The sequence below is a fragment of the Microbacterium sp. NPDC055442 genome (assembly GCF_053644215.1).
This window is the reverse complement of record NZ_JBSHLF010000001.1, coordinates 450,714-464,670: the sequence shown is the minus strand read 5'-3', so window position 1 is coordinate 464,670 and position 13,957 is coordinate 450,714. Positions and strand designations below refer to the sequence as shown.

The window sequence follows — 13,957 nt, the reverse complement described above, 5'->3', positions numbered from 1 at the left end:
GTCGCTCGCGATCGTCTTCGTCTCGGGTGTCGTGCTCAAGAACCTGTACCGCGGCCAGCGCTGAGGTCACCGTCGTGCTGGAGCTTCCCACGGACCTGCCCGCCGAGCTCGTGCCCTTGTCGTGGCTCATCGGCGTGTGGGAGGGGACCGGCGTCATCGACTACAGCGTCGGCGATCAGCGGCTGACGGGCGAGTTCACGCACCGCGTCAGCTTCAGCCACGACGGCGGAGGCTATCTGAACTACTCCGCCAGCGCGTGGCTCGACACGGACGAGGGCGCCCCGCCGTCGCCGCTCGTCTCTGAGGTGGGCTTCTGGCGCCTGGCGCTGCCGGCGACGGACGCCGATGCCGGGCCGGGGCTGTTGCCGGCGGCATCCGAGCGGGTCGTGCGGACGGTCGACGACATCGAAGCGCTGCGCACCGCCGACGGGGGATTCGAGATCGAGGTCGCTCTCGTGCACTCCGACGGCATCAGCGAGCTGTACCTGGGCAGGATCACCGGCCCGCGCATCGACATCGCGACCGATGCCGTCGTGCGCACGGCCGGAGCGAAGCAGTACACCGCGGCGTCCCGCATGTACGGCCTGGTCGACGGGCACCTGCTCTGGGCGTGGGACATCGCCGCGCTCGGACAGGACCTCGGCTCGCACGCGTCGGCGCGCCTCGCGAAGGCCGACTGATGTCCGAGGCGTACACGGCTGTTCCGGGCGCCGTCGTCGACGACAGGGGCCTGCGACACCTGGGCAACCCGCTCGGCGAGCAGCGCGCCCTCGCTGCCGGCCGAGCCGTCGCACCGCTCGGCGACCGGACGGTGCTGGCGGTCGCCGGCGTCGATCGGCTCTCGTGGCTCGACTCCCTCACGTCGCAGGCGCTCGCCCGCCTCGCCCCCGGGCAGAGCACCGAGATGCTCGTGCTCGACCCCCACGGGCGCGTCGAGCACGCGGCATCCGTCATCGACGACGGCGAGACGACGTGGCTCATCGTCGATCGCGCGGATGCCGCGGGGCTGCTCGCCTGGCTGTCGCGCATGCGGTTCCGGCTGCGCGTCGAGGTGCGCGACGCGAGCGACGAGGTCGCCGTGGTCGGGGGCACCCGCGCCGCGCTCGACGCCGTCACGGCCGCGGCGCCCGCCGGTGTGCCGCTCGTGTGGCACGATCCGTGGCCCGGTGTCGCCCCGGGCGGGTGGGCCTACGCGCTGGCCGATCCGCATCCCGGCGCAGAACGCGACTGGTCCGAGGCCGTCGTGTCGCGCGAAGAGGACGCGCGTGTGGCCCGTGCCGCCGAGACCGGCGAGATCGCCCTCGCGGGTCTGGACGCGGTCGACGCCCTGCGCATCGCGGCGTGGCGCCCGCGACGATCGGATGCCGATGAGCGGACGATCCCGCACGAACTGGACTGGCTGCGCACCGCCGTGCACCTGAGCAAGGGATGCTACCGCGGCCAGGAGACCGTCGCGAAGGTGCACAACCTGGGCCACCCGCCGCGGCGCTTCGTCGCGCTGCAGCTCGACGGCAGCGACAGCGTGCTGCCCGCCCCGGGAGCCGACGTGCTGGCCGGCGACACCGTCGTGGGCGCCGTGACCTCGGCCGCCCTCCATCACGAAGAAGGACCCATCGCGCTCGCCGTCGTGCGCCGGTCGACGCCCGCCGACGCCGACCTGCGCGTCGCGACCGCCGACGGAGCCGTCGCGGCGGCGCAGGAGCTCATCGTGCCGCCCGAGGCGGGGGCGGCGGCGAACGTGCCGCGCCTGACGCGGCTGTCGCGGCGCAAGGTCGTCGACCCGCCCGCCTGACTGAGACGCCCGGTCAGCCGGCCGCCGGTTCGACGGCGCTCCACGGCACGGTCACCTCGCCGAGGGACCACCTCCCGCGCGGGCCGAGCGGCCAGCCCGCGGCATCCATCGCCTCGAGAGCCGTGCGCCAGCGGTGCACGGGGCCGAAGGGCGCGACGGCGGCGGCGCGATCCCATTCGGCATCGAGGGTGCGCAGCAGGTCATGCACCCGCTCGCCGGCGACGTTGCGGTGGATGAGCGCCTTCGGCAGCCGCTCGGCGGCGATCGAGGGGCGCTCGAGCCCCGCCAGGCGAAGCGAGATCGTCAGGCTGCGAGGCGTGGCATCCGGATCGATCGCGACCCACGTGCACACGCGCCCCAGCTCGTCGCACGTGCCCTCGACGAGCAGCCCGTCGGGGGCGAGGCGGCCAGCCATCGACCGCCAGGCCGCCGCGACGTCGTCTTCGTCGTACTGGCGCAGCACGTTCATCGCCCGGATCACGGCCGCGTGCCGAGCGTGCGGCAGCGGAACCTCGAATCCGCCCCGACTGAACGACACGCGCGCATCGCGAGGGAACGACGAGCGCCCCGCGCGCACCTCGGCGAGCTGCTCCTCGGCACGGGCGACGCGCTCCGCATCGATCTCGAGGCCGCGCACCTCGACGTCGGCGCGCGTCCGGGTGAGCCGGGCGGCCAGCTCGAACGCCGTGACGCCGCTCGCGCCGAAGCCGAGATCGACGACGAGCGGATCCTCGGCCCGGCGCAGTGCGGGATGCCGCGCGATCCAGCGATCGACGCGCCGCAGCCGGTTCGTGCCCGTCGTGCCACGTGTGGCCTGCCCGACGGGGCGGCGAACGGACGGCATGACTCCATCATCCCAGCCGGGCCCTCGATAAGCTGTCAGCATGAGTGCGCCCTACACGCTGATCCTGCTCCGTCACGGCCAGAGCGAGTGGAACGAGCTGAACCTCTTCACCGGCTGGGTCGACGTCCGCCTCACCGAGCGGGGCAGGGCGGAGGCCCTGCGCGGCGGCGAACTGATCGCCGAAGCGGGGCTCCTGCCCGACGTGCTGCACACCTCGGTGCTGAGCCGCGCGATCCAGACCGCGAACATCGCGCTGGACTCCGCCGACCGGCTGTGGATCCCCGTGAAGCGCTCGTGGCGTCTCAACGAGCGCCACTACGGCGCGCTGCAGGGCAAGGACAAGGCCGAGACGCTCGACGAGTTCGGGCAGGAGCAGTTCATGCTCTGGCGTCGCTCGTTCGACGTGCCGCCGCCCGACCTCGCCGACGACAGCGAATGGAGCCAGGCCGGCGACCCCCGCTACGCCGACATCGACGGCGACGTGCCGCGCACCGAATCGCTCAAGATCGTCATCGACCGCATGCTGCCGTACTGGCACGACGAGATCGTGCCCGACCTCGAGGCCGGCAAGACGGTGCTCGTCACGGCGCACGGCAACTCGCTGCGCGGCCTCGTCAAGCACCTCGACGGCATCAGCGACGACGACATCGCGACGCTGAACATCCCCACCGGCATCCCGCTCGTGTACCGGCTCGACGAGAACCTCGAGCCGATCGGCGCGGCGGAGTACCTCGACCCCGAGGCGGCCGCCGCGGGGGCTGCGGCCGTCGCCTCACAGGGGAAGGGCTGACCTACAGCTCGGGGTCGGCCGCGGCGGCGACGATGTCGAGGGCATCGGTGGGCGCCGTCCAGTCGCCCGTCGACAGGTAGGCGACCTTCTTCGCGACCGAGACGGCGTGGTCGGCGAATCGCTCGTGGTAGCGGCTCGCGAGCGTCGCGTCGACCGTGGCCGCGGCCTCGCCCTTCCACGTGTCGCTCAGCACCTTCTCGAACACCGATGCGTGCAGCTCGTCCACCTCGTCGTCGACGTTGCGGATGTCCTCGATGATCGCGAGGTCCTGCGTGCGCAGCAGATCCGTGAGGTGGCGCGCGGCCGCGACATCGAACTCCCCCATGCGCAGGAACGTGCCCTTGAGGCCCTTGGGGATCGCCCGCTCGGGGAAGCGCATGCGCGTCAGCTGCGCGATGTGCTCGGCGATGTCGCCCATCCGCTCGAGGGACGCGCTCATCCGCAGGGCGCCGACCACGATGCGCAGGTCGCCGGCGACCGGCTGCTGACGCGCGAGGATCTCGATGGCGAGCTCATCGAGCTCGAGGGCCTTCTCATCGATGATGAAGTCCGCGTCGATGACCTCTTCGGCCAGCGCGACATCGCTCGTGCCGAACGCCCGCGTGGCCTTGTCGATCGCGACCGTGACGAGGTCGGCGATCTCGACGAGGCGTCCTTGGACGTCCTCGAGTGACTGGTGGAACACTCCGCGCATGACAGCACCCTCTCTTGATCGTGGCGGCCGCTTCCGGCTCGTCCACGGCGGCACAACGACGATCCCGGAAGATTGTCATCGGGAAAGGTTAACGATCGGTGCCGACCCGGTGAATAGTACCCGTCGTACGGCGTGATGGTCGCGGAACGGGCGGACGGCACCCGCCCGGGCCGTACTGTGGAGGCATGGATCGCACGCAGCTGGCGCTGCTCGCCCTCTTCGCGGGAGTCGTCATCGGCGGCGTCATTTCCATCGTCGTCGTCGGTGCCCTGCGTGCCCGCGACCGCGCCCGCGTCCAGCGGTCGGCCGGCCTGCCGGGCGGCATGCGCGAAGTGCTGCACGGCATGGACGATGCCGCCGTCGTCGTCGACGGCTCGGGCACGGTCACCGCGGCGTCCGCGGCCGCTTCGGCGTTCGGGCTGCTCGAGGGGAGCGTGCTGCCGTCCGAGGAGCTGCGCGACCTGGTCCGTCGCGCGCGCGACACCGACCTGCCGGCGACCGAGAACCTGCGTCTGCGGCGCGGGGCGGCTTACCTCGAACCGCGTCTCGTCGCCGCCCGGGCGACACGCGTCGCCGCGCAGCTGACCTTCGTCGTGCTGCGCGACATCACCGAGCGCGAGCGCATCGAGCAGATGCGCCGTGACTTCGTCGCCAACACGAGCCACGAGCTGAAGACGCCCGTGGGCGCCGTGAGTCTGCTCTCCGAGGCCATCGAGTCCGCCGCCGACGACCCCGCCCAGGTGCGTCATTTCGCGAGCCGGCTGACCGCCGAGGCCACGCGTCTCGGTCAGCTGACGGCCCGCATCATGAGCCTGTCCCGGCTGCAGTCCACGGATGAGCTGACCGAGGACCGCATCATCTCGATCGACGAGATCATCGCCTCGGCGGTGGACGCGCACCTGATCCAGGCGGATGCCGCGGGGATCGAGATCGTGCGCGGCGGCGAGCGCGGAGCGCACGTGCGCGGCGACGCCCAGATCCTCGCCGAAGCCGTCGGCAACCTGCTCGCCAACGCCATCGCCTACTCGCCGAGCGGGTCGAAGGTCGGCGTCGGAGTGAAGGTCGCCGACGACGTCGTCGAGGTCGCCGTGACCGATCGTGGCGTGGGGATCCCCGAGGGAGAGCAGGACCGCCTGTTCGAGCGGTTCTATCGCGCCGACCCCGCTCGGGCCCGCCGCACCGGCGGCACGGGGCTCGGCCTGTCGATCGTCAAGCATGCCGTGCAGCGACACGGCGGCGAGGTGCGCCTGTGGTCGCGACCCGGGCGGGGGTCGACGTTCACCGTCCGGCTTCCCCTCGCCGCGCCGCCGGCCGACCCGCCGCGCCCCCGGCGCAAGAAGAGCCACCCGCGAGACGTCCTCATCGAGACGTCGTCGCAGAACGGAGAGTCCGCATGACCCGCGTCTTGATCGTCGAGGACGAGCCCGATCTCGCCGACCCCCTGGCCTATCTGCTGCGCCGGGAAGGGTACGAGGCCGAGATCGCCGAGGACGGCCCGGCCGCCCTCGAGGCGTTCCGTGAGCGCGGCGCCGACATCGTGCTGCTCGATCTGATGCTGCCCGGCATGCCGGGAACCGAGGTGTGCCGCCAGATCCGGACCACCTCGAGCGTGCCCATCATCATGGTGACGGCCAAGGACTCCGAGGTCGACATCGTCGTGGGACTCGAGCTCGGCGCCGACGACTACGTCACGAAGCCCTACTCGTCGCGCGAGCTCCTCGCCCGCATGCGGGCCGTGCTGCGGCGTCTCGCGCAGGCCGATGCCGACCTCGACGAGCGCGTGCTCGAGGCCGGACGGGTCGTGCTGGACATCGACCGGCACACGGTCGCGGTGGGCGGCGCCGAGATCGCGATGCCGCTCAAGGAGTTCGAACTGCTCGAGGTGCTCATGCGCAACGCGGGACGCGTCCTGACGCGCGGTCAGCTGATCGACCGCGTGTGGGGGAGCGACTACTTCGGAGACACCAAGACGCTCGACGTGCACATCAAGCGCATCCGCTCGCGCATCGAAGAGAGCCCGAGCAGCCCGCGCATGCTCGTGACGGTGCGCGGCCTCGGCTATCGCTTCGAGGCCTGAGCCCCGCGCGGATCAGTCGCGGGGAACGAGCGCCGTGAGGTAGTCCAGGCGGCCGTCGAGCACGGGAAGGACCGTGATGTGGCTCTCGGCGCCATCGGTCGAGAACTGCGCGGGCACGTCGGTGCCCGGCACCATCTCGATGCCGTCGAGCTCGATCGGCTCGAGGTCGTCGGTGCCGAAGCTGAGGGTCTCACCCGCGGGAACCCGGATCGAAAGGTCGATCGAGTCGCCCTCGCCGATCGAGAGGTTGAGTGTCTGCATCTCGTCGCTCGTGTTGATCACGGCGGCGACGAGGTTGCCGAGGTCGCCCTCGTCATTGGCGACGATGAAGGCGTTGCGCACCTCGAGGACACCCATCTCGTAGACGTTGATGCCCTCCGCCGCAGCGTAGGTGATCGTCGACGACTGCGGCGTGATGAAGGTGCACCCGGTGGTTCCGAGGACGACGGCGGCGCCCACGGCGAGCGACGCGATGAGGCGCGATTTCACGGATCCTCCCAGAGTGGATGACGGCATCCGTCCCATCCTATGGGGTAGCGGCCGCGCGCATCGGCGCCTCGATCGAGCAGTGTGCGGCATCGCGGACGGAGAACCTTAGCGTATGTCGGGCTGTGATATCATAGAGGTTGCCGAAAGGACATAACTGCATGCTTTTTGAGGTTGGCGAGACGGTTGTCTACCCGCACCACGGGGCCGCGAAGATCATCGAGGTCAAGGAACGCGTGATCAAGGGTGAAGCGAAGAAGTACCTGAAGCTCAATGTCACACAGGGCGACCTGATCATCGAGGTCCCCGCTGAGAACGTCGACCTCGTGGGTGTGCGTGACGTCATCGGTCAGGAAGGCCTCGAGCAGGTCTTCGAAGTGCTGCGCGCTCCGTTCACGGAAGAGCCCACGAACTGGTCTCGTCGCTACAAGGCGAACCTCGAGAAGCTCGCTTCGGGCGATGTCATCAAGGTGAGCGAGGTCGTCCGCGACCTGTGGCGCCGCGACCAGGACCGCGGACTCTCCGCGGGCGAGAAGCGCATGCTCGCCAAGGCGAAGCAGATCCTCGTCTCCGAGCTCGCGCTCGCCGAGAAGACCGACGAAGAGAAGGCCGGAGTCCGTCTCGACGAGGTCCTCGCCTCCTGACGACTCGTCTCCGGTAGCGTGACGGCGTGAACATCACGCCCGTCCCCCGCGTAGCGGTCATCGTCGTCGCGGCCGGTTCCGGCTCGCGACTGGGTGCCTCGGCGCCGAAGGCTTTCGTCGGTCTCGACGAGCACACGATCCTGCGCCATGCGCTCGACCGGGTCGCCGGCCTCGCGGGCGCCCAGATCGTCGTCGTCGCACCGTCCGGTCGCGAGGGCGAGGCGCTCACCGACGCCCGCGCCGCGTTCGACGACGCGCGCGACCTCGTCTCGGTCGTGACGGGTGGTGAGACGCGCCAGGCCTCCGTCGCGGCCGGCCTCGCGGCCGTCTGGGCCGACGTCGAGATCGTCCTCGTGCACGACGCGGCCCGCGCGCTCACCCCGCCCGCGGTCTTCGAACGCGTCGTCGCGGCGATCGACGGCGGCGCCGAGGCCGCCATCCCCGTGCTCGCGGTCGTCGACACCATCAAGCGCGTCACGGGCGACGAGATCGTCGCGGCCGTCGACCGGTCGCAGCTCGGCGCGGCGCAGACGCCGCAGGGATTCCGGCGCGACCTGCTCGACGCCGTCTACGCGGCAGCATCCGAGCACTTCACCGACGACGCCGCGCTCTTCGCCGCCGCAGGACACCGCATCGCCGCGGTCGCGGGCGAGGACATCGCGTTCAAGATCACCACGCCCGCCGACCTCGACCGCGCGCGCGCACTCGTCACTCCGCCGCCTCCGGCCGGGCGCGCCGTCGCGATGCCGCGCGTCGGGATCGGAACCGACGTGCACGGCTACGGCGGGGAGGGCTCGCTCTGGCTCGCGGGGCTTCAGTGGCCGGGGGAACGCGCGCTCTCGGGGCACTCCGACGGAGACGCCGCGGCGCACGCGATCGTCGACGCGCTGCTGTCGGCCGCGGGGCTGGGCGACATCGGGACGCACTTCGGCACGTCGCATCCGGAGTATGCCGGAGCCCACGCCGACGTCTTCCTGGCCCGCACGCGCGACCTGCTCGAGCAGGCGGGCTGGCGGATCGGCAACGTCTCGGTGCAGCTGCAGGCCAACCGTCCGCGCTTCGCGGCCCGACGCGCCGAATCCGAAGCGGTGCTGTCGGCGGCGCTGGGCGGTGCTCCCGTCTCGGTCGCCGCCACGACGACCGACGGACTCGGCTTCACCGGTGCCGGCGACGGCGTCGCGGCGTTCGCCGTCGCGCTCGTCGTTCCGGTGTGAGCCGCGTCAGCCTTCGACGGCGAACGGACGCACGTCGCGCGGCGAGCGCGAACCCCACGCGAGCAGCGCGAGACCGAACCCCAGCACGACCAGCCCCCCGACCGCGAGGGGCGAGAGCCGTTCGCCCAGCACGACGATCCCGAGGATGCTGGCCGTCAGGGGCTCGGCGAGGGTGAGCGTCGCCGCGGTCGCCGCCGTGAGCCCGCTGAGCCCCCACGTGAACAGCGTGTAGGCGACGCCGATCGTGGCGATCCCGAGCCAGAGGGCGAGAGCCCAGCCCGCCGCGGAACCGAGCCACGTCAGGCTCACGAAAGGCAGCACCGCGGCACTCAGGACGGCGCCGCTCGCGCCCATCGAGCCGACGACCGTGAAGGGGTCCCACCCCTGGTCGAGGAGTCGACGCTGCGCGTTGGCGATGACGGCGAACGCCGCGGCGGCGCCGAGCGAGCCCAGAAGGCCGATCGGGTCGGTGCCGCCGTCGCTGCGTGCGTCGCCGCCGAAGCCGAGCAGCACGACGCCGACGGTCGCCACCGCCGTCGCGGTGAGCCACGTCGCGGTGGGCCGGCGCCGGGTCATGGCCCATTCGATCAGACCGGCGAGGATGGGCGCCGCCCCGAGGGCGACGACGGTGCCCACCGCGACGCCGTTGCGCTCCATGCCCAGGAACACCAGCGGCTGGAAGACCGTGAGGCAGGCGCCCGTGAGCACCATGAGCAGGAGCGGGCGCACTCCGAGCCGGGGCCGTGCGGCGAGCGGATCGCGGCGCGCGTGCCGCACCGCGAGCGAGAAGGCGATGACGGCGAGCACGATGCCGCCGAGCACCATCCGGACCATGCCGACCGAGAGCGCCGTCGCGCCCTCGGGACCGAGGGCTTTCGCCGTTCCGATCGTGCCGAACAGGACGGCGGCGGCGAGGACGGCGAGGACATGCACTCTCTAGTTCTATCGGTTCCCGGCGCCCGGTCTCGCCGCGCTGCCCCGAGCCTCTGCGGCGCGGCCGGTAGGCTGGCGCAGTGACGATCCGGCTCTACGACACGCGCGCACGAACGCTGCGTGACTTCACCCCCGAGGACCCGGGGAACGTCACGATGTACGTCTGCGGTCCGACGGTGCAGTCGGGCCCGCACATCGGCCATCTGCGCGGGGCGCTGAGCTTCGACCTGCTGCGGCGCTGGCTGGCGCACCGCTACGGACGCGTCACGTTCGTGCGCAACGTCACCGACATCGACGACAAGGTGCTCGCGAATGCGTCGCCCGACGAGCCGTGGTGGGCGCTGGCGTACCGCATGGAGCTCGCGTTCACGCGTGCCTACACGGCCATCGGCATCCTGCCGCCGACGTACGAGCCGCGGGCCACGGCATCCATTCCGCAGATGACCGAGCTGATCGAGCGCCTCATCGCGGCGGGGCACGCGTACGCGTCGACGGATGCCGCAGCGGCAGGCGACGTCTACTTCGACGTGCGCTCGTGGCCCGAGTACGGCGCCCTGACGAACCAGTCGCTCGATGCGATGGAGCCGGCGACCGACGCGGATCCGCGCGGCAAGCGCGACCCGCGCGACTTCGCCCTCTGGAAGGGCGGCAAGCCCGACGAGCCCGCGTCGGCGACGTGGGATTCGCCGTGGGGCCCCGGACGCCCCGGCTGGCACATCGAGTGCTCGGCGATGTCGCGCCGCTACCTCGGACCGTCGTTCGACATCCACGGCGGCGGGCTCGATCTGCGCTTCCCGCACCACGAGAACGAGCTCGCGCAGTCGACCGCGGCGGGCGACGCGTTCGCGCGGTACTGGGTGCACAACGGCCTCGTGACCGTCGGCGACCAGAAGATGTCGAAATCGCTCGGCAATTTCGTGCTCGCCGACGACCTGCTGCGCGATCGCGACCCGCTCGTCGTGCGCTACGCGCTCGCCGCGGCGCACTACCGTTCGACGCTCAGCGTCACGGAGGCATCCTTCGACGAAGCCGACGCGGCGCTCGGTCGCATCCGCACGTTCCTCGAACGCGCCGAGCGCGTGCTCGGGGCGGCCGACGACGGGACCGCTGCGGCAGACGTGCCGCAGGCCTTCGCCGACGCGCTCGACGACGACCTGGGCCTGCCGCAGGCGCTCGCCGTCGTGCATGAGACCGTGCGCGCCGGGAACGCGGCGCTCGACGCCGGCGACCGCACCGCGGCAGCACGCGCGTCGACGGACGTGAGCCGGATGGTCGGGGTCCTCGGGCTCGATCCACTCGACCCGCAGTGGCGCGACACCGGCACGACGGCGGAGACGGCGGCGCTCGACGCCCTCGTGCAGACGATGATCACGCAGCGCGAGGATGCTCGTGCGGCGAAGGACTGGGCGGCGGCCGACCGCATCCGCGACGCGATCGCGGCGGCGGGCATCGCCCTCGAAGACACACAGCAGGGCACGCGCTGGAGCATCGAGCGCGCGCCCGAGAAGGAGAACTGATGGCCAAGCCAGGGCGCCCCGGCGCGAGCAAGGGCGGCAAGGGCCCCACGAAGGGCACGGGCGGCAAGAACAAGCGCTCCCTCGAGGGTCGCGGACCGACACCCAAAGCCGAAGAACGCGCGTGGCATCCCGCGGGCAAGCGCAAGGCCGCGGCCGAGCGGCTGGCAGCGGCGGGCGGCAAGCCCAAGCCGCGCACGAGCAGCACGAACCGCACGTCGCGGTCGAAGTCGGCCGATGACACCGAGACGGTGACCGGCCGTAACTCGGTGCTCGAGGCGCTGCGCGCCAAGATCCCCGCGACGACCCTGTATATCGCGCAGCGCGTCGAGATGGACGACCGCGTCAAGGAGATGCTCTCGATCGCGACGCATCGCGAGATCCCGATCCTCGAGGTCATGCGTCCCGAGCTCGACCGCATGGCGGGCTTCGACGGTGTGCACCAGGGCGTCGCCCTCAAGGTGCCGCCGTACGAGTACGCGCACCCGCAGGACCTGCTCGAGAACGTCATCGACACCGGCGCGGTGCCGCTGTTCGTCGCACTGGACGGCATCACCGATCCGCGCAACCTGGGCGCCATCATCCGCTCGACGGCGGCATTCGGCGGGCAGGGGATCATCCTGCCGCAGCGTCGCTCGGCGAGCGTGAACTCCGCCGCGTGGAAGACGAGTGCCGGCGCCGCCGCGCGCATCCCCGTCGCGCTCGCCCCGAACCTCACGACGACCCTCAAGGACTTCAAGAAGCAGGGTGTGTTCGTGCTCGGCCTCGACGGCGGCGGCGACGTCTCGCTGCCCGCGCTGGAGCTCGCCGACCGGCCCGTCGTGGTCGTCGTCGGCTCCGAGGGCAAGGGACTGTCGCGCCTGGTCACCGAGACGTGCGACCAGGTCGTGTCGATCCCGATCTCGGGGGCGACCGAATCACTCAACGCCGGCATCGCGGCCTCGGTCGCGCTGTACCAGATCGCGACGCTGCGCGCCGCAGGAAAGGACTGATCTGCATGGCTCGCATCGCCGTCATCGGGGGGACCGGCTACGCCGGCAGCAACATCGTCGCCGAGGCCGTGCGCCGCGGGCACACGGTCGTATCGGTCGCCCGCACGATTCCGTCCGACCGCGTCGACGGCGCCACCTACATCGAGGGCACCCTGCTCGATGTGCCGACGCTCATCACCGAGATCCAGGGCGTCGACGTCGTCGTCTCGGCCGTCGCCGCCCGCGGCGACATGCTCGGCAACGTGCGTCCGGCGATGGCGCAGCTGGTCGCCGATCTTCCCGATGAGGTGCGGGTGGGTGTCGTCGGCGGTGCCGGCGGCAGCCTCATCGCCCCCGGTGGCGAGCGGCTCGTCGACCAGCCCTCGTTCACCGAGGAGTACAAGCCCGAGGCGCTCGAGGCGATCGGCGTGCTCGAGGACCTGCAGACCACGCCCGCGTCGCGCGACTGGTTCTACGTGCATCCCGCCGGCGGTTTCGGGTCGTGGGCTCCGGGCGAGCGGACGGGTGAGTACCGCGACGGCGGTGACGTCCTCGTGACGGATGCCGCGGGGGAGTCCTTCATCTCGGGCGCCGACTTCGGCGTGGCCGTGCTCGACGAGATCGAGAACCCGAAGCACCGCCGTGAGCGCTTCACGGTGGGTTACTGACCGCGCCGGACGTCAGACGAGGTCGCGCCAGTCGACCCCGTCGTCTCCGGTGTCGAGCGGGATCGCGGCCGTGATGACGGGGATCGCCATCGTCTCGGTCGGCGGGCCCATGACGGTCGCCTCGTCGCGGCGGTGGCGCAGCACGGTGTCGATGTAGCTCGCGAGCACTTCGGCGAGCGGCGTCGACCGATCCTGCGCCTGCGACATGTACCAGCGGTGCTCGAGCACCTGGTGGAACACCTCGGCGGGCTCGAGCTTGGCGCGCAGGTCCCACGGGATCGCCTTGACGACCGGTTCGAAGACGCGCGTGAGCCATTCGTGGGCGACCATCTCCTCATCGGCGCCGAGCCGCGAGATGCGGGCGCTGAACTCGTCGAGGTCGTTGAGCAGGCGCCGCGCCTGGTTCTCTTCGACGTCGAGCCCGGTCAGCCGGAGCAGGCGGCGCTGGTGGTGTCCGGCATCCACGACCTTCGGTCTGATCGATACCCGCGTGCCGTCGCTCGTCGCCTCGATCGACATCTCGCCGATGTCGAAGCCGAGATCGTTGAGCCGTCGCACGCGCTCCGTGATCCGCCAGGCCTCGTCGGCGCGGAACGTCTCGGCTTCGGTCAGGGCGTTCCACAGCGCCCGGTACGAGCTCACGATGCCGTCGGCGATCGCGACGGCGTCGACGCCGCCCTCGAGACGGCCGCCGGCCTCGAGGTCCATGATCTCGCCCGCGATGTTGGTGCGCGCGACGTCGAGATCGTGTTCCCGCTGTCCGCGCGTCAGTCCGCTCTCATGCAGCTCGCCCGTCTCGGCGTCGACGAGGTACGCCGCGAACTCCCCGGCGTCGCGGCGGAACAGCGTGTTCGACAGCGAGACGTCGCCCCAGAAGAAGCCGACGTTGTGCAGCTGCACGAGCAGCGCCGCCAGCGCGTCGACGAGGCGGGTCGCGGTGTCGGGGCGCAGCACCTGCGTGAAGAGCGCGCGATAAGGCAGTGAGAACCGCAAGTGCGCCGTGACGAGGGCCGCCGGCAGGGGCGAGCCCGCGGGAGTCGACCGGCCCGCGATGACGGCGACGCGCGTGACGCACGGCACATCGAGCCGCGCGAGGTTGCCGAGCATGTCGTACTCGCGCCGAGCCATCTCCTCGGTCGTCTCCTTGACGGCGACGACACGGCCGGACAGGCTCGAGAACCGCACGAGGTGACGCGAGAGGCCCTTGGGCAGCGACACGATGGCGCTCGAGGGCCAGTCCGCGAGCGGGGTGGCCCAGGGCAGTTCGAGCAGGGCCGGGTCGACCGAGCTCGCGGTGATGCTGAGGGCGTCGGGCACAGGTCCTCCGAGT

The 13,957-nt window shown here is 71.5% G+C and carries 15 protein-coding genes; 10 read left to right on the top strand and 5 right to left on the bottom strand.

From position 1 onward, the window contains the following. The first annotated feature begins 74 nt into the window (after positions 1-74). Together ACWIBS_RS02270 and ygfZ are read left to right on the top strand one after the other, a co-directional pair. On the top strand, positions 75-680 hold the full coding sequence (locus ACWIBS_RS02270) for an FABP family protein (protein WP_376128605.1): 606 nt from the start codon (positions 75-77) through the stop codon (positions 678-680). Further along, positions 680-1,792 (top strand): CAF17-like 4Fe-4S cluster assembly/insertion protein YgfZ, encoded by a 1,113-nt coding sequence (gene ygfZ, locus ACWIBS_RS02265; protein WP_376128607.1) that lies wholly within the window; start codon positions 680-682, stop codon positions 1,790-1,792. The genes ACWIBS_RS02270 and ygfZ overlap by 1 nt, the downstream gene beginning before the upstream one ends. A gap of 13 nt (positions 1,793-1,805) precedes the next feature. Here ygfZ and ACWIBS_RS02260 read toward each other — a convergent pair whose 3' ends face one another. Continuing rightward, a complete protein-coding gene (locus ACWIBS_RS02260) occupies positions 1,806-2,636 on the bottom strand; it encodes a class I SAM-dependent methyltransferase (protein WP_376128609.1) in 831 nt (276 codons plus the stop codon). Positions 2,637-2,676: 40 nt separating this feature from the next. On the opposite strand from ACWIBS_RS02260, the gene ACWIBS_RS02255 reads away from it, so the two are divergent. Beyond that, the gene (locus ACWIBS_RS02255) at positions 2,677-3,426 is read left to right on the top strand and encodes a phosphoglyceromutase (protein ID WP_376128611.1); all 750 of its coding nucleotides are present in this window, start codon (positions 2,677-2,679) and stop codon (positions 3,424-3,426) included. 1 nt (position 3,427) lies between these two features. Here the strand turns inward: ACWIBS_RS02255 and phoU are convergent, their stop codons facing one another. Further along, positions 3,428-4,120, bottom strand: coding sequence for a phosphate signaling complex protein PhoU (gene phoU, locus ACWIBS_RS02250; protein ID WP_376128613.1), 693 nt, complete (start codon positions 4,118-4,120; stop codon positions 3,428-3,430). A gap of 185 nt (positions 4,121-4,305) precedes the next feature. Between phoU and ACWIBS_RS02245 the strand changes: the two genes are divergently transcribed. Both ACWIBS_RS02245 and ACWIBS_RS02240 read left to right on the top strand, forming a co-directional pair. After that, positions 4,306-5,517: a sensor histidine kinase gene (locus ACWIBS_RS02245; RefSeq protein ID WP_376128615.1), complete on the top strand. Its 1,212-nt coding sequence runs from the start codon at positions 4,306-4,308 to the stop codon at positions 5,515-5,517. Further along, positions 5,514-6,197, top strand: a complete 684-nt coding sequence (locus ACWIBS_RS02240) for a response regulator (RefSeq protein ID WP_376128617.1) — start codon at positions 5,514-5,516, stop codon at positions 6,195-6,197. The genes ACWIBS_RS02245 and ACWIBS_RS02240 overlap by 4 nt, the downstream gene beginning before the upstream one ends. Before the next feature lie 12 nt (positions 6,198-6,209). On the opposite strand, the gene ACWIBS_RS02235 is transcribed toward ACWIBS_RS02240, so the two are convergent. Then, positions 6,210-6,713 carry a DNA modification methylase gene (locus ACWIBS_RS02235; RefSeq protein ID WP_376128619.1) on the bottom strand — a complete coding sequence of 168 codons (504 nt, stop codon included), beginning with the start codon at positions 6,711-6,713 and terminating at the stop codon, positions 6,210-6,212. Positions 6,714-6,844: 131 nt separating this feature from the next. Here ACWIBS_RS02235 and ACWIBS_RS02230 point away from each other — a divergent pair, with 131 nt between their 5' ends. Together ACWIBS_RS02230 and ispD are read left to right on the top strand one after the other, a co-directional pair. Next, a complete protein-coding gene (locus tag ACWIBS_RS02230; RefSeq protein WP_376128621.1) occupies positions 6,845-7,327 on the top strand; it encodes a CarD family transcriptional regulator in 483 nt (160 codons plus the stop codon). A 26-nt stretch (positions 7,328-7,353) separates the two neighbouring features. Beyond that, a complete protein-coding gene (gene ispD, locus ACWIBS_RS02225; protein WP_376128623.1) occupies positions 7,354-8,541 on the top strand; it encodes a 2-C-methyl-D-erythritol 4-phosphate cytidylyltransferase in 1,188 nt (395 codons plus the stop codon). A 6-nt stretch (positions 8,542-8,547) separates the two neighbouring features. On the opposite strand, the gene ACWIBS_RS02220 is transcribed toward ispD, so the two are convergent. Next, positions 8,548-9,474 carry a DMT family transporter gene (locus tag ACWIBS_RS02220; RefSeq protein ID WP_376128625.1) on the bottom strand — a complete coding sequence of 309 codons (927 nt, stop codon included), beginning with the start codon at positions 9,472-9,474 and terminating at the stop codon, positions 8,548-8,550. Positions 9,475-9,554: 80 nt separating this feature from the next. Here ACWIBS_RS02220 and cysS point away from each other — a divergent pair, with 80 nt between their 5' ends. The 3 genes from cysS to ACWIBS_RS02205 are packed head-to-tail and all read left to right on the top strand — an operon-like array spanning position 9,555 to position 12,627. Then, positions 9,555-10,991: a cysteine--tRNA ligase gene (gene cysS / locus ACWIBS_RS02215; protein WP_376128627.1), complete on the top strand. Its 1,437-nt coding sequence runs from the start codon at positions 9,555-9,557 to the stop codon at positions 10,989-10,991. Next, entirely contained in the window at positions 10,991-11,980 is a 990-nt protein-coding gene (gene rlmB, locus ACWIBS_RS02210) for a 23S rRNA (guanosine(2251)-2'-O)-methyltransferase RlmB (protein ID WP_376128629.1), read from the top strand. The genes cysS and rlmB overlap by 1 nt, the downstream gene beginning before the upstream one ends. Before the next feature lie 5 nt (positions 11,981-11,985). Further along, entirely contained in the window at positions 11,986-12,627 is a 642-nt protein-coding gene (locus ACWIBS_RS02205; RefSeq protein WP_376128631.1) for an NAD(P)-dependent oxidoreductase, read from the top strand. 12 nt (positions 12,628-12,639) lie between these two features. On the opposite strand, the gene ACWIBS_RS02200 is transcribed toward ACWIBS_RS02205, so the two are convergent. After that, entirely contained in the window at positions 12,640-13,944 is a 1,305-nt protein-coding gene (locus tag ACWIBS_RS02200; RefSeq protein ID WP_376128633.1) for a DUF4032 domain-containing protein, read from the bottom strand. Between the last annotated feature and the right edge of the window lie 13 nt (positions 13,945-13,957).